An 18,288-nucleotide genomic window follows, 5' to 3' on the forward strand; every position below is an offset into this window, starting at 1 on the left:
CGGAACCCATTAAAGAGAACCCCAATTATTCCAAAGATGCTTGAGCGCATTAAGGTAGGTTTGGCAGTCGGCAGCATTCCAATGAACGGACGTGGCGCCGAACAGATTGTGGATACCGTTCGCACACTTGAAGGCTGATCGATCCGAGCTATTGATGTAATTGAAAGTCTCGACGAACGAGTCACCACAGCTCCTGCCGAATTTGCCGGCCGGGACGTTACAAAGCATACCTTCGATGAAATACGACGGAGCGACGCCGTCTTTCAGCAGGTTTCGGTCGATGAGATAGTTCCGCATGTTTTTGTAAATGCGGACGGTCGGCTTGAACCAGTTCGCGGTAGACTTGTGTTTCGATGTGCAGTTGTCGCTGTGTTGGGCCGGAAAATTTACGACCCGCGTTCCGTCTTTCAGGAAAAAGCATATACCGTCAGCGAAGCTGTCCTCTGAGGTCGTGTAGCGGTAATAGTATTTGAACCGAGCGCACGGAAGCACGTCGCAATCGCGACGCGTACCATTGCCTGGAATGAAGATGGCCTTCGAGCCTACTTTCACACCGCCTCCGTAGTTTTTGACCAGCCAAGCAGCGACCTCCGCTTTGAAGTCATGCCAGCCGTACTGCGCAGTCCCTGGGTGCATCTTCTGAAATAGCGCGTGCTGATCAACCGCGAGCGTGTGGGCATCGTGGTAGAAGGTCGAGTCCAACCGGATGATGATATCTACGTCGCTGTCGCGGTAGATGTTCGTATCGTTGGAGTAGCTGCCTTGTAGCCGCGTCTCGAACGCCTTGAGGTAGTACGGCGAGCTGCTATTTTCGAGCACGCCCTTGACGCTCGCATACGTTGACGCGGATTGCGTGACCGACCCTTGTTTCGACCAGGTATCAAGCTGACTTTCCGGCACTGCCACAGACGGCCTCCCTACAGCATCTTTTTCAAGGCCGGTTCAAATTCCCGGTACGATTCACGGCCACGCTGATAGAGCTGGTCGAGCTTGTTGAGGTCCGCCTCGAACAAGTCGGTAGCCATCTTCGGCTCGGTGTAGCTTTTGCTGATACGGACCGTTTCGACTTCATCGAACAGCACTTGGCGGAGCTGGTTCATCGACTTGGTGTTGATCTCCAACACCTTCTGCAGAAGTCGCACGGTGAAGAGGTAGCCAAACCAATGCGCGAGCGTGAAGTAGCGCTTTGGCACCGGATACTCACCGACGCCGATGCTCACAACCTTGATATGATCGCGAGGCACCTTGAACGCTTCAGCAGCGTCAGCGATGGCGTACAGCGTCGGATTGTTCGCGCAGAAGCCGCCATCGGCGAGCAATATCCTTTGCCCGTCGTGCGTCTCGACTTTTTTTCGACAGAAGAACGGATACGCGGAACACGACGCCTGTACCGCATCACCGACCTTGCACCCGAAACCGGCGACGAAGTTTCCGTGGTCGCCGTGCGCCTGATTAACCGATGTTTTGAAGATCATGGGCGTCTCAAACGCCCATCTCGTCGCGACAATGCCGATATCAGTTTTCACATCGGCGAAGGTGCCTTCCTTGAAAACATCTTCAGCGAGTTCGCGTAGCGCTTTCGACTTGGTCCAGGGAAACCACTTACCCATCACGTTGACGACGTGACCTTTATATAGCTCGTGGATTTCATCGACCGGCTTCCCGAGAGCGAGCAGCGCCGCAATGATCGAGCCGGTGCTGGTACCGAAAATGATGTCGAAGCGTTCGTGGATCGGGCCGATCAGCCCTTCGATGCCTTTGAGCACCCCGAGCGTATAGAAGCCTTTGGCCCCACCGCCGTCCAAGCTCAATATTCGACATGGCTTCTCGGCCGAAAAATCTGCCATGGGCCGTTCCTGTACTACTGAAATTGCGAGCAATGTGACACGAAATCGCTTCTGCAACTAGTGATTCACGACAATCCGCGCCGCTACCCACTGAATCTGTGGAGCCCCGCGATCAGCTTTGCAGCAATGGGAGGATGAGCAAAGCGGGACAAACAGAGTTACGAAGACTGAAAGGCGAGCTAGCCCAACCTCAATGAGTTCTTGCCATTTTTGGAGATAGTGAAGTCGGAGAGCGCAGGCGGGAAAGTCCTCGTATCGACTGGTATGCTTGACCAGGGGAAGGGCAGCTTTCTTGGGGGTGGTCGCCGGAAACGGTCAGTCGGCTTCCCACCCCATCTCAGTCGTTCGCGTTTATGGGTTCACGGGCTAGTTGGAAATGGTCATCAGCCCAATATCCTCTGGGTCCGGGACAGTAGCGTTGAATATGTCGAGATAACTTTTCCGCTTTCGAGGGGATGTGCCAGAAGCATCAACTTTCTCGTTGACAGCCTTCAATAATCGTTCTGCGCTCGGTTTAAGTTTCGCTTCGACTTCTTCTATCCGATCATCGATATTACCCGGTGGGATTGCTGATTTCTTGTCTATGCCAGTTGATGGCAATTTGACGTTCAGATTGACCGTCCTGGTATTTTCTTGGTTCCCGTCACCAGATTCAGGAATCGACGGGGAGGCGGTTATGCTGGCTTTCGGCCGAGTTTTCTCATCTGACTGAGGACTGTAGGGCAGGGGGCTAATTGTCTGCTCAGCGGCCCGTTGCCCGTCTTGCGCGTATTCGCTCGTGAGTGCTGAAACCGGCCTATGGGGCAAATATTCAATCGTCGGCACATCAGGAACGTGCGATTGCGAATAAGCTTCAGCAGATTTGAAGGGTTGGGTGTTGAAAAATCGCAGCTTGTCGCCATAGATCGGTCGTTGACCTTCGACGAGCAAGATCATCTTACTTTCTGGCATTTGCCGCACTTCTTGCGGCATCATCAAATCGCGTTCCCGGATTTGCTCAACTTTTGTGCGCCGAGGTAAACCGAGAATTTCAATGGTACGGGATTCCGACTTGTAGCGGATGGTTCTTTTTCCGAGTGCCCGGGATGCATATTCCGCTGTCGCCTGGTCGTTGGCACCTAGCACCAGCTGATAACCACAGTTGCCGAGAAGGGAGTGACGCGAAGTCTCGCCATAAATCTCGTCGAGATTCTTGAGATCCTGAATGATGATAGCAAGCTTGATATTATAACCAGCCACATAGGGAAGCTTCGTCATAATCTCATCCATCTTTTTAAGCTGCCGAAATTCATCCAGCAAAAAATAGACGGGAAGCGAATTGGGATCGTGTTCCAGTGTCAGAATGTTCATGACCTGTTGCACGAACAATGTGAGAAGTGGGCGCAAGATCGTAATATCGGTAATATTGGGTGCCAGATAAATAGAGATAGGCCGCCGTTTCATGGCGGCGATATCCATGTCGGTTACTTCTGTCGCGGCTACTATGCGTTCATTTCGGAAGGGCCTGAGCGCGTTTTGGATATCGAGGAGCGCGGATGCTGCGGCGCGCTCTGACAATGCCAGAAATGCGTTGAAGCTTTCGACGGTATATTTTGAAAGGTTTGGCTCTTTTTCCTTGATGAATTTGATTTGCGCCTGAAGATCAACACCACTGTTCACGAAAGAAACGACTTCGCCGAGGTTTCGGCGTCCATGATAATAGGGGCTCTCCAGGACATAGCTGATAATCCCGGCTACGACCTGTTGGGCCAGGCCCTGCCAAACTGAGTTTTCAGAGCCAACATTTTCGGGAACCAGAATGCTGGCGATATTCTGAATATCCGTTGTGCGATTGCCGCGCTCGGGTCGCACAAAATCCAGAGGATTATAACGATTTGTCCTCTCCGAGCCGGGAGCAAAGAGGAAGACCTGACTGCCATTCTTCTTGCGATATCCGGCTGTCGCCTTGAAAATTTCGCCCTTCAAGTCGGATACGATCATTGAACCTTCATGCATGAGAGCGTTTGGAATGACATAGCCCGCACCCTTACCCGATCGTGTAGGACCGATAATCAGATGATGGCGACTGTCTGCCGCTCGCAGCACATTTCGACCGAACCGACCGAATATGTGCCCTGTCTTTCGGAACCACTTGCCGCGACGAAGGCCCATGACGTCCTGAAAAGCTGCATCCCCCAAGGGGTTTTCGTGAGCCCTAAGACCGAGATAGCCCGCAAAAACGGCGGCGGCGATGGCAGGTAACAAGGCAGCAATGGCAACACGTTGCAGAGTTGAGTTGGACGCGTAGGCCCAGACTTGCTGAAGCGGAGCAAAAGGATTTTCGGTGATGGTGATATTCAAAATTCGGCTGTCTTTATAGACTACCCCGAGTACGACCCCATAAGCCAAGGTCCAGACAAGGAAGGCTATGCCGGCACAAAATATCAGATAGACCGCTTTGTAACCCTTGCTCATGGCTCCTCATTTCGTGCAAAAAATATCTCAGATACGCCACGTTTTCCGCCGTCGCGACGCAACTGGATGACGATGGGGATGACCATCCGGATATACGACATGAGATCATGCTTCGAGTATCCGCCAGATAGCCCCGCTTGTTGCATCATCATGGCGAGCTGTTCATAGGCACCTTGCGGCGTATCGGCATGAACCGTCGACATAGAACCCGGATGACCAGTGTTAATTGCGCGAAGAAAAGAAAACGCTTCGGCGCCGCGGATCTCACCGACGAACAGACGGTCAGGACGCATACGAAGGGACGATTCAAGCAAGTGCTGAATTGTAACGTCAGCAGTGCCCTGCCCACCTTTCGAGGCTACTAGATGAACGCGGTTCTCTTGGGGCGGTAACAGCTCGCGGGTGTCTTCCAGCGTGATAATTCGTTCCTTTGGATGGACAGATTTCAGGCAGGCATTCAGAAAGGATGTCTTTCCCGATGATGTACCGCCGCTAATCAGGATCGAAACCCGTTGCGTGATGGCCGTGTTGATGAAATCGAAAATTCTGTTTTGCTTCAGATGCTCGATCAGCAGTCGGTCAATATCACTAAGCCCACCAACAGCCACGGAAACCTTGTCCAGAGAACCGCTATCCCTGTATTCTTCCAAGCTGAAATTGCTAACGACCTGCTTGCGGATCGATATCGAGCCGCCATCCGGTGCAGCAGGTGGAAGAACCACCTGAATGCGCTCCCCAGTGGGAAGCGCTGCGCTCAGGATTGGCGCGGATTTGCTGATGAACTGATCAGTTGCACCCGCAACGCGCTCACCGATATTCTGAATCTCCGCCGATGAAAGCGCATGTACCCCGTGGAACTCCATGTGATCGGCACCAAGTCGCTCGATATAGACGTGACCTGGTTTGTTGACGGCTATTTCCACTACCTTTGGATCGTTGAGAAATGGCCGCAGCGGCTCAAGTGCTCGATCTAAGAAGTAATATCTGCTTTGTGTGGCAGCTGCCGCACTATTTGCCCCTGCGTTCACGTTGAATTTCCTTCATCGCTTCTGTTACGGGATCGTCGTACATCGCCGAAAAATCGAGGTCCTGACGCACGAATATGAAGATACGTTCGCCTTGATGGACGCTGATTGTTGGTTTGATACGCAAGTTCTCGCTCAGAGCGGTATTAGCCATTTGAGAGAATGTTTCGGTGATTGTTTCGCGGGCTAGTTCTTCACCCCGTTTCGCATCATCGTTGTTACGACCGAAGGCTTCGCCGCTGCCGAAACCAGTCAGATAGCTAGCGCCCGCGCCCACCACAGACAACATGATGGACGCGCCGAACCGTTCACGCCATTTTTTGTCGACGATGCCGGTCAGGCCGGAACGGCCAAGGCTGTCAGTTCCCACGGAGTTCAGGCGCACGCTTACACCATCATTCCTAAGCAAGCGTGTCCAGACTACGAAAACGCGGGTCTGGCCTGTTATGACGTCGCTTTGATATTCACCAATGAGGCGGGTGCCGGTCGGAATCAGAATGCGACGACCATCAAAACTGTAGACGTCTTCTGACGTGATGGCGCGAACCTGGCCTGGCAGATCGCTTACAATCGAGGTTTCGAGAATACCGGGTATCATCGTGCCTTCCGGCACAACCGCGTCGATGCGCTTGATTTTCTTAGCCTTGGCATTACGGTCGGCCATTGCCGAGGCCGTCGCCAGAAACTTGCTGTTTCTGTCTTCGCCAGCAACAGCCGGTGTTCCTTCGCCACTATCGCCACCAAGTCCCCCATTTGCTCCGCCTGATCGCGCTTGATCCATCTGAATAAGTTTGGATTTGAACCGGTCTGGAAATTCTTCAACGATCTCCGGCGTAGGTGCCTGATCGGGTTCCTTCACCGCGACTGTCGGCGGAGGCGGGGGAGGGACATTAAATGTCGTGGTGTCGACTTTCTCCGGCTCCGGTGGCGGTGGAGGCGGCGGGATATTGATGATGTTGGGCTCGGGCGCAGCAGAAGGCTGATCCTGGTCGCGCACGAAAGACGGCGGTCTGAATGACGTGGTGCTGAACTCCTCGTCACCGCGCACAAGATCGCGCGGCTTCTCCGAAGGTTGTTTGAGAACAAAATAAGCCATAGCTACACCAGCAAGCAGAAAAACCGCCATCGCAGCCGTCTGATTCCGCTTTGCATTCTTGTTGCTGACTCCGGCGTCATCGGCAGCCGCCAGTACTTCCAGTTCGGGAGACTGTTTCATCAGTTGCCGCTCCTTCTCCGCTTCGTTGCCACTTGATCAGGCGCAGGACCCATGATGTCGGGATCGGGTGCGCCAAAATCCGGCTTTCTAAGGTTGAAGATGCAGATCAACTGATCACCGTCGCGGAGGGTGTACTGAGTTGCAGTGCCATCCACGACCAGATATTCGCCTTCCTTGCGGAAGTTACGCAATGTTTCTGAAAAATCGCTGTTCACTGCAAAGATTGCTGGCGTCCGACCAGTGAATTTGAAGAAGGTTTTCTTGCCGTCATCAAAAACCATTGACGGCTTCAGTTTCGTATCTCCCGTAAAGGAATAGTCGATATTGACGTTAGCCTTGTCGATTTTAGAGATATTCGGGTTGGCAGCGCGATATTCAGCCTCTTTGCGCATCGCTGCATTCAAATCCTTCTCGGGGTAAATGAAGCGCACGCCAAAGACTTGTCTGCCAGCATCTGGCGCGTAGTCGTGCACCTCCAGAAAATAGATGCGCTTGGTCGTAACAACGTTCATGTTGGTGACGACATTCTTAGCCGTCGGCTTAACGAAGAGGATGTTTCCTTTTTCGGTTGGAGCAACCTGCCAGCTCTCTGTGTCGCCAAGCGAAATGGTCTCAAATTTTTCATCCTCATCGAATATGATCATTGTCGATATGCCGTACGTCGCAGAGATTTTGACGACATTGTTGGGCTGATAGACGACACTGGTCACACGTGAATCCAGCGAGCCAGCCCTAGGCGTCTGGGCAGCGTGGGCATGCGAAATGAGGACGGTCGAGAACGCCGCCGCAAGAAGGAAGCGGTTTCTCATCCCTTGCTCCCTTCCGTGACGGTTTCCTGATCCCGCCTGTAATTGTAAACCTGGAAGCCGAGAGGATTTTCAAACCGCCATTCGTTCGTGGCTGGTTCGTCCGTATAGCGATAGCGCACGACTGCAATATAGTGTCTGGTGATCGCATCGGTATCGGACTTTTCAGTCGTTGAAAAACGGACAAGAGCGGTGGAATCGTTAGGGAACGTGACAGACTTCACATCGACAAGCACACGCTTGTTTTTCCCGTAGACCTTGGCCGGGTTCTTCGGGTTGGCAGCGCTGTATTGTTCCTGCAATTCGCGAGCGGCATCACCTGTCGATAACAGTGCTGCCGTGCCGAAGTTTGTATCAATCGCGTAAGGATCATAGCCTTCACGTGTCCTGATATATCGAACGACGTTGGCTTGGGTAATTGCGCGTGAATCCGTCAGATTTTGCGCTTTTGTCAGCCCGCTTTTGGTTTCGATGTAGCCCGTAGCCTTGTCTACGACGACAATCACAGGCTCGAACGACTTTAACGGAACCAGCATAACGAGCGCGAGCAACGCGAAAAGCGCGACGAGCCCGAAGATGATGGTTACGAACCATGCCACGGCCTTTGAACGTTTTGCTTTCCGGACGATTTCGTTCTCCCAACGATCACCGTCCTGAAAATAACTTCTCAATGCAGCTTCTTTGGAATCAGTCATGATCTAGCCCTTTACCTCTTATGAACCTGCAGCATCAGCGAGGCAGGCTGTTGCTGCTTATTCGGTTTTGCATTGCTTCTTTTGCGCCCTGGCTTGTTGGGGAAATCGAACCCCCACCGCCGCCGCCGCCAAAACGATTGTAAAGCGACCTTCCGCCGCGATAGCTCGCACCGATCCCCTTGAAGCCAGCTCGCGCAATTTGCATTGGAGCGGTGACACCGGTCATGCGAGCAATCCGTGTTGCGGCGGCGCCGATACCAACGGCCAACCCTCCTGCAATGCCCTGAGCGAGGACCTGGATGTTCAAAAGGACAAATGCCCCGGCAAAACAAAGCAGAAGGAAGGCTGAAATATCACTGAGTGTAAGGCGTCGCTCCGTGGCGGCAGCGGATACCTTCGTCAGTTCAGGGTCCATTGCAGCGATAAGGAAGGCGGCGACGACAAATACGAATAACGGGATCAGTGCATATAGAAGAACTTGTTGGAACCACGCCTGCCCAAGACTGCGCGATTGTTCAAACAACATGCAAGCGATGAAGATAGGTGCAGTTCCGATCAGTACCCACAACATCACCTTGGCAAGAACAAGTATTGCGAGAGCAACAGCGATAAAGATTGCCACACAGGCCATAATGAGAAAGCCGACCATCGAGGGCAAAACTGAAAAATAGCCCGACTGCTCTGCAAACGCGGAAGCCGCCTCGTTTGCAGTCTTCCAGATCATGGAAAGACCATTTGTCGGTTCGGTAATTCCCGTTCCGGTGGCGGTCAGGATGGCGCGACCTACATCTTCAGGAGTATTGTTCAGCCACTTGTAGAAAAAATCGTTGAAGTATCCCCAGTTGCTGATCAATGCCAGAATGAAGACCATGCGGAATACGCGAGTAACAATTTCGGCCACACTAATCCGCGAAGTCCCCATTATTACTTGGATACCGTAATATCCAACATAGGCGATGAACATCACGTTGAGCAGCGGCGTGATTTCAGAGCCAATAATATTGTAAGCCTGCGATGAAAAATTCTCGCCGGAATTATCAATTCTCTCCAAAAGATCGCTCAAGAAATCATGCATAGCGGCCCCCGATTATTCCGTCGCTATCGAATTGATCGCAGCAATGGCGGTCGCTGGATCGCCATCAACAAAGGCCATAGGTCCACAATCTTGCCGAATGTCTTCGGCAAATGACGTGAGATTTGCGGGACGTTTGCAAGGAGCAGTCTTTTCCTTGACCGTTCCGCAGCCGGCAACGCCGGCTGCAATGGCGGTGAAGATAAATAACTTCAGGAAGATGTTAGCGATGTTAGTTTGCACTGTACGTCAACACCTTCTTGGAATTGGAAATGTCGGTGAGGCGGCGCTGATTATCGGCCTGTAACGACGACACGGCACCGTTCATGACGCCGATCAGTTCATTGATGGTCAGCCCTGCTTGGACTTGCAGCTGCGTGTTCTGGTCGATGGAACCTTTAATGTCCTTTGCCTGACCGATACTCTGCCCGGCCTGTTCAAAAGCGCTTCGGCGCGTCGTTACCGCCTGTTGCGAACCATTTACGAGTGCGGCGACACCAAGCACAGTGTTGACCATCTGTTCATAGGACTTGTCTCCGCTGAAGCTGCTATTTGCTTGTCCCGACAAGTTCTTAACGAGCTGAAGCCCGTTGATGAAAGTGGATGCCACCTTGGCGATGTCACCGCCCATGCTACCCAAATTTGGGACTCCGCCGGACATAAGGCTGTCAAAAGAGGGCATTGAAGATACGCTGAAGCCATTTCCGACGGCCAGGTTTTGCATCTGGTTCGCATCGCCGCCGCGATCACCGGTAACGGCCTTCAATGTCTCCTCGACCGTTGTCAGGATTTCCTTGTTTGTCCCGAGGATTTTGTCAGTCGTGACGGAGGTTTGTTTTGCCACTTCATAATTGGCAGCGTCGATAACTGGGACACCACCTGCATAAGCTGCCATGGGAGCGAACGATGCGAGAACCACGGCAATCGCTGACGCCGAAATGATCAGTCGTTTCATGATTATCTCCCTTATTGAGGATCGAGGTTCAGTTTGATGTTCACCTCGCGTTCACGCTGTTGAACGCATGCCATTTCTTCCGGATCCCATTCGAGGCCGGTACGGGGATCGCAGACGCTGGTCGTTTTTCGTGGCTTGTCGTCTTTCTTTTTGAACGAAGCCGATTGAGATGCGCCCGAAATTCCACTGGCTGAAACTGCATTGCGGCTGTTGAGCAGGTGGGCAAACGAATTGCTCAGCACAATCACCTGGTTGACCATTTCGAGGTTCGCATTTCGAGCGCCGGCGTTGTGATCCCAACTGTCTTGAATTGTGCCGGACTGCATACCGCCGAGCTGCGTGAGCCATGAGGCGACGTTGGCGGTACTTTCCTGTGTTGCCTGCGTCGTTGCCATCGAATTGATGGTCGAATCCCGCATACCGGAATATGCTGTATCGCCGCCGCCGTAGTTCATGGGCAGGTCCTTTGATCCGCCGAACGCCGGTGTCCATTTCTGCGTGATATTCCGGACGTACCCCTGCGTTTCCTTGAACGGGGGAATGCCGCCGTATTTTTTAACGTTGCCAGCGCCAGCATTGTACGCTGCAAGGGCGAGGTTGGCGTTGCCGTTGGAACGCTTGAGCTGCTGTTTAAGATAACGAGCACCACCGCGCAGGTTCTGTTCAATGTTATGGGGATCTACGCCCAACTCTTTAGCGGTATCACGCATCAACTGAGCCAAACCGATAGCTCCCACGCCCGATTTCGCGCATGGATTAAAGCGGCTTTCCTGATAAACGAGCCCTAGAAACAGATTCTCGTCTGCACCCTCTTCGCGCGCCACTCGTTTGACCAACCCGGAAATTTCCGGATTGGCTTTGGCGGCTGCAACGGGATCGTCCTTGCGCCCCGGTCGGTAGACGGCACATGTTACGCTCTTGTTGAAGGAAAACCGGTCTTTATCCGTCTTCTCGATCTCGGACGTTTTTTGATCACGAACCGTTCTTTCGGACAAATTCGACCCGTCAATGACAGGAACGCCACCAGCCAATGCTGACAAAGGCATGGTCGCTGACGCCAAAAATATGCATAGAGCAGTTTTCTTATGCATCATTCCTCTCCCATCCGCAGAATTCAGCCAACCAGTTTTCAGGCTCATCGCCATATCGTTCCCGCAGCGCAGCACATTCTTCGACGGTCTCTTTTCGACCCGACAGCACTTTGACGAGATCAGGCATTTTCGAGAGATCGAGACGGGCAATGACTGAGTCATTCCCGTGCTTGACGAGAAACGTGCGCTTCTCAGGCGGGGTGTTTTTGATGAAATTGAATTCTTTAACCGTCAGGCCAAAGCGTTTGATGTAGCTCTCTTCGTCAGCGCGCGGGTTCGGGAAATGAATATTCGTGGCCGATTGCTCAATTAGGGTGTGAGATGCCTTTGCTTTGGCAATATCCGCTGCCGACTGAGTTCCGAAACCTACAATTCCGTTGAGCTTACGGATGGTTTTCATCTTATCGATGATGAAATGACTGAACGTTTCATCCATAAGAAGCTGCCAGCCTTCGTCCATGAAGAACATGACGGGATCGCCGTTCAGAAGCTCATCGAGACGGTGATAAAGGTACATCAGTGCGGGGGTTCGGATATCCTCGTTGCCGAGGATGCTGGTCATATCGAAACCGAAGACACTACGCCCGGAGAATGACAGCACATCGTGCTGCGCATTGAACAGCCATGCTTTTTCGCCGTCGATCCAAGGACGCAACCTTGACGCCAGGTCGTTCGCATCTGCTCGCGATCTGCCTACCAAGAGGCCCGAAAGGTTTGGTAAGTTGCGCTGAGCTGCCGGCTCTTCCATGATACGGGCAATTGCCCGTTCCAGCGTGTCAGCGTCCTCCTGGCTGAAGTCGCGTTGATCGCTAGATCGCAACATTGATTTCAAAAGGCGAAGCAGAAAATCACGATTAGGGCCGGAGTTTTCCAGCTGAAGCGGATTGAATCCAGTCGGTGTTCCCGGTGAGAGAACTTCGTAAGCTCCCCCCATGGCACGCACGAAAATCTCGGCACCTCTATCCTTGTCGAAAAAGACGGCTTTAGGGGTAGGGCTGATGCGCATCGCCTGCGCCAGCAAGAACGTCAGGGCGACGGTCTTACCGGAGCCAGTCGGGCCAGTGACAAGGAAGTGACCAATATCGCGACGATGAAAGTTGAACCAGTATGGGGTTTGCGAGGTGGTCTCTAGTATCGTGATCGGCAGACCCCAATGAAGATTGTCCGATTGACCGGTCGCGAAATTGTGCATCGATGACAGGCCGGAGAAATTTGCCGAAGACAGCATGGCCTTTCGCGCACGATAGCTATGGTTGCCGGGCAATTGTGCCCAGAAGGACGCTTCAAGGTTCACATCCTCGCGCAGCCAGTTGATGTTCATGTCGGTCAGGCAGCTACCAAGCTCGGAAACTGCTTTGCTCAAACCTTCAAGGTCGCGAGACAGGCAAAGCAAAGAGAAATGGTGAATGCCAAAAACAGCCTCCTGATTCATGAGACTGTTAAGCGCGAAGTCGATATCGCTTTCGACTGCACTTCCGGACTCATCGGACGCGGCAATCTGGCGCTGAAGCCGCGTGATACGCTCCTGCGCAATGGGTTTGTCGGAAATTGTGAAGCTTTGCGTCAGGATGAACTCATGATTCACCTGCAGCAGTCCGTCCAGCATTCCGGGACCGGTGTATGGCGGATATTCTTTGATAGAGAGCATCGCGCCATAACGATTGTCCTCATCGGTGGCGGCTTGCGTTTGCATCGCTCGCTTACCGAAATGCAGGCGTGACGTTCCGACGTAATTTCGAATTCCCATCCGGGGAAGGCGCATTTTGCGCGGCACGCCGCAGGTCAGAATGGTGTTTATGAACTCGCACGGTTCGGAATATGGCTCTCCATCGCGATAGGTTATACCGAGCTCGCGCGCGCCATATTTCTGCAGCTCGCGCGTCATGTTGAAAACAAGCTCTTCGAGTTCGGTCACGGTTTCACGCGTTTGCTGATCTCGAACCTCAGCGCCGCCAGAACGGGTAAATGCACGACTTACTATGTCGCTGAGGCCGAGTGCGCCACGCATATTAGTGCGCACGATCGAGAGATAAATTTCATTGGCGAACATGCGCTTATGGCGCAACTGGCGCATATAGCGGTCATTCAGCTGTTCGCAGAACGCATCATCGAATGCGCCGCCGATTTCCGAGTCAACCTGTCTGCGTATTACTGTCGACCAGACAGAAAACCGGCTCGATCCAAGCGCTCGAATGATCGTATTCTGAACATTCGAGCGCATATTGAGTTCGGCTTGATCTTCGGTTTGGAAAAAGAGGCCGTCAAGTTTGATGACCGACAAGAGTGCGCCGTTTTCCAAGCCGATCACTGTATCCGACATATGCCTCAGATATGGGATATGCGAAGCCATAGGCCGCTCATTATGAGCGACCTTGCCAAATCCGAGTTCTTCTCTGACGACTTTCAACATTAGCTAAGGTCCGTACGAATTTGTTCCCCAGAAGGACTTGTTGCGTGTGCGAGGCGTTTTGCGCGCGGTGACTTCAAGCACATCGAGAATTTTGTTGTCCCAAGCGCAAAGGGAGAACAGAACCGCATAGCTGATCGGGGCCAGGAGCAGGGTCCAGAACGACTTGCTGACCAGCCATGCTATGATTGTGATGCCGATAACGACGACGACTGCCATATACGGGACACCCCACATGGTGGGAGATCGGGTTAACCCGATTACCAACGGTGTCAGCTGCGGCTTTACATCCTCGTAATCAGCCATCGCTAGTTTCCAACCGTGCTAATCAGCTCGTCGACGATTGATGGAGCACCGAAAACAAGACCGATCCCGAGGATCACACCGCCCGCAAGAAACCAGGACAGTCGGCCAGCAAATGCGAGGAAACCGAGCGCCATAACAGCGATGATCGCAAACAGACGACCAATAGGGCCGCTAATGAAATCAACGATAGCTTGAAATACTGTCTGAACCGGCGCGAAGGCACCATTAACGCCACCTGACTGTGCCAACGCCAAATCCGCCCCGACAATTTGCGCGGCAGCCAGCAAACCAAGGCAGACTGCCAGCTTTGAAGCGCTGATATGCCAAATTTTATTCTGTTCGTTGATCATCCTTCTCTCCTTTAAAAATGCATCACGCCACCAACGAAGGTGCCGGTTTTCTTGACTGCAATGACCCCGGATTGAGTTTGGCTCGCCATGACCGCCGAGGATCTGCGACCGCTCGCAACGAGCTTCTTTTTCGGCGCTGGCATGGTTACGCCAAGCTGGTAATTGACGACCTTTGCGACGTATCCGACGGTTTCCTTGAACGGTGGAACGCCGCCGTACTCATAGATGCGGCCTTCGCCTGCGTTATAGGCAGCGGCAACAAGCAGGGGGTTTTGGAACTCGTCCAAAAGCACCCGGAGATACTTAACGCCGCCTTCAATATTTGACGCCGGATCACAGACGTCGCGGACGCCGAAGCGCTCAGCGGTTCCCGGCATGAGCTGCATCGGCCCGCGTGCGCCTTTGTCTGAATTGCGGGAACGATCGAACTGGCTTTCTGCCCAGGTAATGGCGGTAGCAAACAGAGCGTCGACTTGATGCCGGCGAGCAGCCTGTTCGACCAGAGTTTTGATTTCCTCTGGTGTTAGCGGGGAGGGGCCGCATTCAGGAGTGGATACAGCGGCCTGCTTAGTAGAACGCAAATCACCTAAACGGGCAGATTCATCCTGAAGTGAGATAGCCGGCTTGGTAATATCGGTGAGAGAACCAGGGGCTATAACGGTGCTGGATACATTGCCAATATGGTTATTCGTATTAGTGCCGTTCCCGCTTTTATCTTCCGCAGAAACGATGCCATCAGAACCCACGACAAATTCTTTGCTTTCGCTTGTCCAGCGGCGGTTGAATACGGTCAAATCCGAGCGTGATCCGGATGCGTTGTGAGTTGCGGCCTCGGCGTCGCCATCCTGCGCGAAAGGCGCAATTGCGCCTCTTTCTTCTGCGCAAGTGGCGGCAATCCCGAACGGGATGAACAATGTGGCGCTTAGCAATAGCGCTTTGATTGAAAGCCTCTCCATTCTAGCCCTTTAGCTCCTGTCGCAGACCTCACATGCGCTGTTGAGGTTGCAGCGAAAACCGATTAAGTTCATAATAGCATGATACCGATTTGGCTAAGTGATACATGCTTTTTCGCAAAGCATAAACCCCCTATGGACAGGGAAAACGAATAAGCAAGACGGTAAGGGCTAGAAAATGAAGAGAACCATCGCAATCGCAATGAGCAGTTGTATGTTGGCAACAGCCGCAATCGCCGCGCCTGCAATCAACAAGGACTACATCAAGGCGCTGGCATCGCCGGGGAAGACCGTGCTTGTCATTGAGTATTATAACGGCGACGGAAAAGTTACGGCTCGGAAGGGGTTTGCATCCGCCTCGGGCTATAAGGCAACTTCACCGACCGAATTTCGGGTTGATGATAAGACCCTTCTGAATCTGTACGGGCTAGAAGCCTGCAAAGGCGAAATGGTCAATCGCAAAGATGATTTTGCTGGTTCTTGCACTGACTACGCCAAGCAACAGCTGCAGATCATGTTGCAGTCGCCGAAGGTTCTCTTTTGTCGGGCATTTGTAAGTGAAGAGAGCGCACCCAAACAAAATGTGACGTGCTACGGCTATTACAATTACCCCGGGAGCCTGGACACGGTTGATATGCTCGAAGAGCAATTGCTCTCTCTTGGCGCGCTCCGCATTGCGAAATCGAAAGATGGGAAGCTAGAGCGTCCCGATCTGGAGAACGCGCAGAAGATTGGAGAAGACGGCTCCTATGGTATGTGGGCCGATCCGCGGGTGAAGGCCCAATGAAGCCAGCCCTATTATCGCTCTGCATGGTCCTTTTATCGACGACGGCTTTTGCAGCCCCGGAGGGGTATTTCGACCTCCAGCCGGGCGTTACTTTGGAAACTGGCGATACGTGGGTTTCAGAAGGCCAGCGCTATCGCCTCTATGGTGTTCAGTCATGCCTTCGAGGAACTGCTTTCACTGATACGACCGGAAACAAGAAGGACTGCGGTGAGGCGTCGCTTGCCGTATTCGCCGCTTATATCAAAGACACCAAACCGGTGTGCGCTCCCGTAGCGCAAACTGCCGATACTTCTTATGTCATTTGCTACGCCACAATCGGCGGAAATCGCCTCGATTTAGCGACGGTGTTGATTACGAGCGGCTATGCCTTTGCCGCGCTCAAGGCTGACGGGCTTCCCTACTATCCAGCATACGCAGTGGCCGAACAGGAAGCTCGTGAGAAGCGGGCAGGCCTCTGGCAATTCGAAGACGTTCAGCATCCTGCCATCCTGTTGAGCAAATCGGCAAACGAACGGACGAGGAATGCCCAACAATGAAATATCTGATCGTAGCAATGTCATTTGCCCTCGCATCGACACCAGCATTCGCAGCTGATGCTATTAAACGCGCGCCAGCTGCCAGCGTACCGCTTCAGCCTAGCCAGCCGGCACCGCTTCCAATCTTCAAGGGTCGTGTCGCGGTTATTGATGGTCGGACCCTCTGGTTTCCCACTTATGCCCAACGAGTTCGGCTCGCGGATATTGACGCGTGCGAATTGCCTCAATGGGCGCTTGATCCGAAATGGACGACCAGGGACGTCACGAAAGCACCGCCGCCTGCACCCTGTGGCCCCTTTGCCAAAGCTTGGCTCAAAAGAACGATCGGGGCGTCCGCCGTCTCCTGCGGTATCGTCGGCTATGATGCTGAAGGCATGGCACGAGCAAGATGCACATCACGGGGACGCGACCTAGCTCTCGAAATGCTTCGCGTGGGTTGGGCGAGGGTGGATTCACCCTACCTCAGCCACCCTCAATATCTAGGCTATCAGCGTGCCGCCAGGTCGGCGCGATATGGCATGTGGGCGACCTATGTTCTGGATATGAAAGAGTGGCGGCGCAAAGCCGTCGACAAAACGCTCGATCGTCAGCCAATCGCGGATTTCAACCTGCTCGTAGAGCGCAAAAGCGAGATCTCTCCTCCGTTTGCCGACGCGCGCAGAAAACCAAGAAGGACAGACCGATAGTTGGCGGAGATCGCTCATATTGCGCTCAATTTCGCGCGCGATCCCATGGCCTGCTTGTTGCTGGCCATCTTGCTATCGTTTTTGCTTATCATCCCGTCGTCGAAAATCTGGTGGGTCCACGGCATAATCGCGGCCCTTTTCCTCACCATATCGCTGTTTTTCCACGAACAACGGCAAATGTCGCTCGATGCGTTCTTGATCGGCGTCTTTGCCTATCCAGCGGTATGCCGCGACATACCAAATCAGCCTTGGTCTATCGAGTTGGAATTTACTGGTTTTCTGCGTTCACACTTATCGCCCTATGCAGCTACGCGGCCGGAGATCTCATCACACGGTCCCCTTTTCACGCCCGAGACATGTTGCCTACCGGGTTGGTTTCAACCGCTACAATATGAGGATGACCTGAAATGAAGCAGCTTCTGTTTGCACTCGCTGGCCTTGGCACTATCGCCGGGACGCCATCCGCTGCAATTGCGCAAGACACGGGAGGCACGCCATCTTGGGGTTGCCAGGTTCTTTTGTGCGCAGCATCCTCAAACCCTTCGTGGCATGGCGTCCCTTATTGTGTCCCGCCAATGACCAAACTGATCAAGGCCATGGCAAAACCGGGTTTCTCATGGCCCATTTGCCACGAGGCAAAGTCTGGCAAACCCGGATATCAACCTTACGAGGATTGTCCATCTGGTTTCAAGGAAGCCAGCAATATGAGTGATCGCGGCGCAAGGCTGTCGAACCGCTGCGAAAAGACAATCAACACCTGCACCAACAAGATCAGGGAACAGAACAAAGAACTTCAGCAATACAAGGATGTTCAATATCGAGACATTGGCAATTCGGATCGAGGAAATAGTTGTCGAAAGGTCGTCTCCATTGCCCGGCCTATGCGAAAAGACCCTTACTTTTTTAATATTCCTGATTATCAAGGTCTTAAGGGGCGCTATTGGTTCAACCTGAAACTTTGAGGAGCTCTAATGAATCAGAACGCACTTCTCGCACTGGCTGCTAGTGTCGGCATCGCAGTCGGTGCGGGCGGTACTTGATTCGCAGTCTCCAACTCTACGAGCAACGCAAAAGCACTGGCTAAGGCCGACATAGTTGCGGC

20 protein-coding genes are annotated in these 18,288 nt (G+C 53.0%); 5 read left to right on the plus strand and 15 right to left on the minus strand.

Going from position 1 to position 18,288, the window contains the following annotated elements:
• Positions 1 to 9: 9 nt before the first annotated feature.
• From ACS5UA_RS19405 to ACS5UA_RS19475, 15 genes are all read right to left on the minus strand, one after another.
• Positions 10 to 906, minus strand: coding sequence for a nucleotidyltransferase domain-containing protein (locus ACS5UA_RS19405; protein ID WP_443101662.1), 897 nt, complete (start codon positions 904 to 906; stop codon positions 10 to 12).
• Positions 907 to 917: 11 nt separating this feature from the next.
• Positions 918 to 1,847 (minus strand): patatin-like phospholipase family protein, encoded by a 930-nt coding sequence (locus ACS5UA_RS19410; protein WP_443101663.1) that lies wholly within the window; start codon positions 1,845 to 1,847, stop codon positions 918 to 920.
• 366 nt (positions 1,848 to 2,213) lie between these two features.
• Positions 2,214 to 4,301, minus strand: coding sequence for a type IV secretory system conjugative DNA transfer family protein (locus ACS5UA_RS19415; RefSeq protein ID WP_443101664.1), 2,088 nt, complete (start codon positions 4,299 to 4,301; stop codon positions 2,214 to 2,216).
• Positions 4,298 to 5,329 carry a P-type DNA transfer ATPase VirB11 gene (gene virB11 / locus ACS5UA_RS19420; RefSeq protein ID WP_443101665.1) on the minus strand — a complete coding sequence of 344 codons (1,032 nt, stop codon included), beginning with the start codon at positions 5,327 to 5,329 and terminating at the stop codon, positions 4,298 to 4,300. The genes ACS5UA_RS19415 and virB11 overlap by 4 nt, the downstream gene beginning before the upstream one ends.
• Entirely contained in the window at positions 5,310 to 6,542 is a 1,233-nt protein-coding gene (gene virB10 / locus ACS5UA_RS19425; RefSeq protein ID WP_443101666.1) for a type IV secretion system protein VirB10, read from the minus strand. The genes virB11 and virB10 overlap by 20 nt, the downstream gene beginning before the upstream one ends.
• On the minus strand, positions 6,542 to 7,351 hold the full coding sequence (locus ACS5UA_RS19430; RefSeq protein ID WP_443101667.1) for a TrbG/VirB9 family P-type conjugative transfer protein: 810 nt from the start codon (positions 7,349 to 7,351) through the stop codon (positions 6,542 to 6,544). Before ACS5UA_RS19430 ends, virB10 begins: the two co-directional genes overlap by 1 nt.
• Complete coding sequence (locus tag ACS5UA_RS19435; protein ID WP_151610598.1) at positions 7,348 to 8,043, minus strand: virB8 family protein; 696 nt, start codon at positions 8,041 to 8,043, stop codon at positions 7,348 to 7,350. Before ACS5UA_RS19435 ends, ACS5UA_RS19430 begins: the two co-directional genes overlap by 4 nt.
• A 34-nt stretch (positions 8,044 to 8,077) precedes the next feature.
• Complete coding sequence (locus ACS5UA_RS19440; protein ID WP_443101668.1) at positions 8,078 to 9,118, minus strand: type IV secretion system protein; 1,041 nt, start codon at positions 9,116 to 9,118, stop codon at positions 8,078 to 8,080.
• A 12-nt stretch (positions 9,119 to 9,130) separates the two neighbouring features.
• Entirely contained in the window at positions 9,131 to 9,358 is a 228-nt protein-coding gene (locus ACS5UA_RS19445; RefSeq protein ID WP_443101669.1) for a hypothetical protein, read from the minus strand.
• Entirely contained in the window at positions 9,348 to 10,070 is a 723-nt protein-coding gene (locus ACS5UA_RS19450) for a type IV secretion system protein (RefSeq protein WP_443101670.1), read from the minus strand. The genes ACS5UA_RS19445 and ACS5UA_RS19450 overlap by 11 nt, the downstream gene beginning before the upstream one ends.
• A gap of 11 nt (positions 10,071 to 10,081) precedes the next feature.
• A complete protein-coding gene (locus ACS5UA_RS19455; RefSeq protein WP_443101671.1) occupies positions 10,082 to 11,161 on the minus strand; it encodes a transglycosylase SLT domain-containing protein in 1,080 nt (359 codons plus the stop codon).
• Positions 11,154 to 13,571, minus strand: coding sequence for a VirB4 family type IV secretion/conjugal transfer ATPase (locus ACS5UA_RS19460; protein ID WP_443101672.1), 2,418 nt, complete (start codon positions 13,569 to 13,571; stop codon positions 11,154 to 11,156). Before ACS5UA_RS19460 ends, ACS5UA_RS19455 begins: the two co-directional genes overlap by 8 nt.
• Positions 13,572 to 13,574: 3 nt before the next feature.
• On the minus strand, positions 13,575 to 13,874 hold the full coding sequence (locus tag ACS5UA_RS19465; protein WP_443101673.1) for a type IV secretion system protein VirB3: 300 nt from the start codon (positions 13,872 to 13,874) through the stop codon (positions 13,575 to 13,577).
• A 2-nt stretch (positions 13,875 to 13,876) separates the two neighbouring features.
• On the minus strand, positions 13,877 to 14,224 hold the full coding sequence (locus ACS5UA_RS19470; RefSeq protein ID WP_443101674.1) for a TrbC/VirB2 family protein: 348 nt from the start codon (positions 14,222 to 14,224) through the stop codon (positions 13,877 to 13,879).
• 11 nt (positions 14,225 to 14,235) lie between these two features.
• Entirely contained in the window at positions 14,236 to 15,180 is a 945-nt protein-coding gene (locus ACS5UA_RS19475; protein ID WP_443101675.1) for a lytic transglycosylase domain-containing protein, read from the minus strand.
• Between the two features lie 175 nt (positions 15,181 to 15,355).
• On the opposite strand from ACS5UA_RS19475, the gene ACS5UA_RS19480 reads away from it, so the two are divergent.
• From ACS5UA_RS19480 to ACS5UA_RS19500, 5 genes are read left to right on the plus strand one after another with little or no spacing between them, the layout of a single operon-like run.
• Positions 15,356 to 15,964, plus strand: coding sequence for a hypothetical protein (locus tag ACS5UA_RS19480; RefSeq protein WP_443101676.1), 609 nt, complete (start codon positions 15,356 to 15,358; stop codon positions 15,962 to 15,964).
• Entirely contained in the window at positions 15,961 to 16,500 is a 540-nt protein-coding gene (locus tag ACS5UA_RS19485) for a thermonuclease family protein (RefSeq protein WP_151610604.1), read from the plus strand. Before ACS5UA_RS19480 ends, ACS5UA_RS19485 begins: the two co-directional genes overlap by 4 nt.
• Positions 16,497 to 17,186, plus strand: coding sequence for a thermonuclease family protein (locus ACS5UA_RS19490; RefSeq protein WP_443101677.1), 690 nt, complete (start codon positions 16,497 to 16,499; stop codon positions 17,184 to 17,186). The genes ACS5UA_RS19485 and ACS5UA_RS19490 overlap by 4 nt, the downstream gene beginning before the upstream one ends.
• The gene (locus tag ACS5UA_RS19495; protein WP_443101678.1) at positions 17,187 to 17,597 is read left to right on the plus strand and encodes a hypothetical protein; all 411 of its coding nucleotides are present in this window, start codon (positions 17,187 to 17,189) and stop codon (positions 17,595 to 17,597) included.
• A complete protein-coding gene (locus ACS5UA_RS19500; protein WP_443101679.1) occupies positions 17,594 to 18,148 on the plus strand; it encodes a hypothetical protein in 555 nt (184 codons plus the stop codon). The genes ACS5UA_RS19495 and ACS5UA_RS19500 overlap by 4 nt, the downstream gene beginning before the upstream one ends.
• The last annotated feature ends 140 nt before the right edge of the window (positions 18,149 to 18,288 follow it).

The organism is Brucella sp. RRSP16 (genome assembly GCF_052246815.1).
GTDB classification, from domain to species: domain Bacteria; phylum Pseudomonadota; class Alphaproteobacteria; order Rhizobiales; family Rhizobiaceae; genus Brucella; species Brucella intermedia.

Coding starts and splice junctions, on each gene's coding strand:
- ACS5UA_RS19430 (WP_443101667.1), bottom strand. CDS start 7,351: ATGAGAAACCGCTTCCTTCTTGCGGCGGCGTTCTCGACCGTCCTCATT.
- ACS5UA_RS19475 (WP_443101675.1), bottom strand. CDS start 15,180: ATGGAGAGGCTTTCAATCAAAGCGCTATTGCTAAGCGCCACATTGTTC.
- ACS5UA_RS19470 (WP_443101674.1), bottom strand. CDS start 14,224: ATGATCAACGAACAGAATAAAATTTGGCATATCAGCGCTTCAAAGCTG.
- ACS5UA_RS19465 (WP_443101673.1), bottom strand. CDS start 13,874: ATGGCTGATTACGAGGATGTAAAGCCGCAGCTGACACCGTTGGTAATC.
- ACS5UA_RS19460 (WP_443101672.1), bottom strand. CDS start 13,571: ATGTTGAAAGTCGTCAGAGAAGAACTCGGATTTGGCAAGGTCGCTCAT.
- ACS5UA_RS19450 (WP_443101670.1), bottom strand. CDS start 10,070: ATGAAACGACTGATCATTTCGGCGTCAGCGATTGCCGTGGTTCTCGCA.
- ACS5UA_RS19435 (WP_151610598.1), bottom strand. CDS start 8,043: ATGACTGATTCCAAAGAAGCTGCATTGAGAAGTTATTTTCAGGACGGT.
- virB10 (WP_443101666.1), bottom strand. CDS start 6,542: ATGAAACAGTCTCCCGAACTGGAAGTACTGGCGGCTGCCGATGACGCC.
- ACS5UA_RS19480 (WP_443101676.1), top strand. CDS start 15,356: ATGAAGAGAACCATCGCAATCGCAATGAGCAGTTGTATGTTGGCAACA.
- ACS5UA_RS19485 (WP_151610604.1), top strand. CDS start 15,961: ATGAAGCCAGCCCTATTATCGCTCTGCATGGTCCTTTTATCGACGACG.
- ACS5UA_RS19455 (WP_443101671.1), bottom strand. CDS start 11,161: ATGCATAAGAAAACTGCTCTATGCATATTTTTGGCGTCAGCGACCATG.
- ACS5UA_RS19410 (WP_443101663.1), bottom strand. CDS start 1,847: ATGGCAGATTTTTCGGCCGAGAAGCCATGTCGAATATTGAGCTTGGAC.
- ACS5UA_RS19415 (WP_443101664.1), bottom strand. CDS start 4,301: ATGAGCAAGGGTTACAAAGCGGTCTATCTGATATTTTGTGCCGGCATA.
- ACS5UA_RS19490 (WP_443101677.1), top strand. CDS start 16,497: ATGAAATATCTGATCGTAGCAATGTCATTTGCCCTCGCATCGACACCA.
- ACS5UA_RS19440 (WP_443101668.1), bottom strand. CDS start 9,118: ATGCATGATTTCTTGAGCGATCTTTTGGAGAGAATTGATAATTCCGGC.
- ACS5UA_RS19500 (WP_443101679.1), top strand. CDS start 17,594: ATGAAGCAGCTTCTGTTTGCACTCGCTGGCCTTGGCACTATCGCCGGG.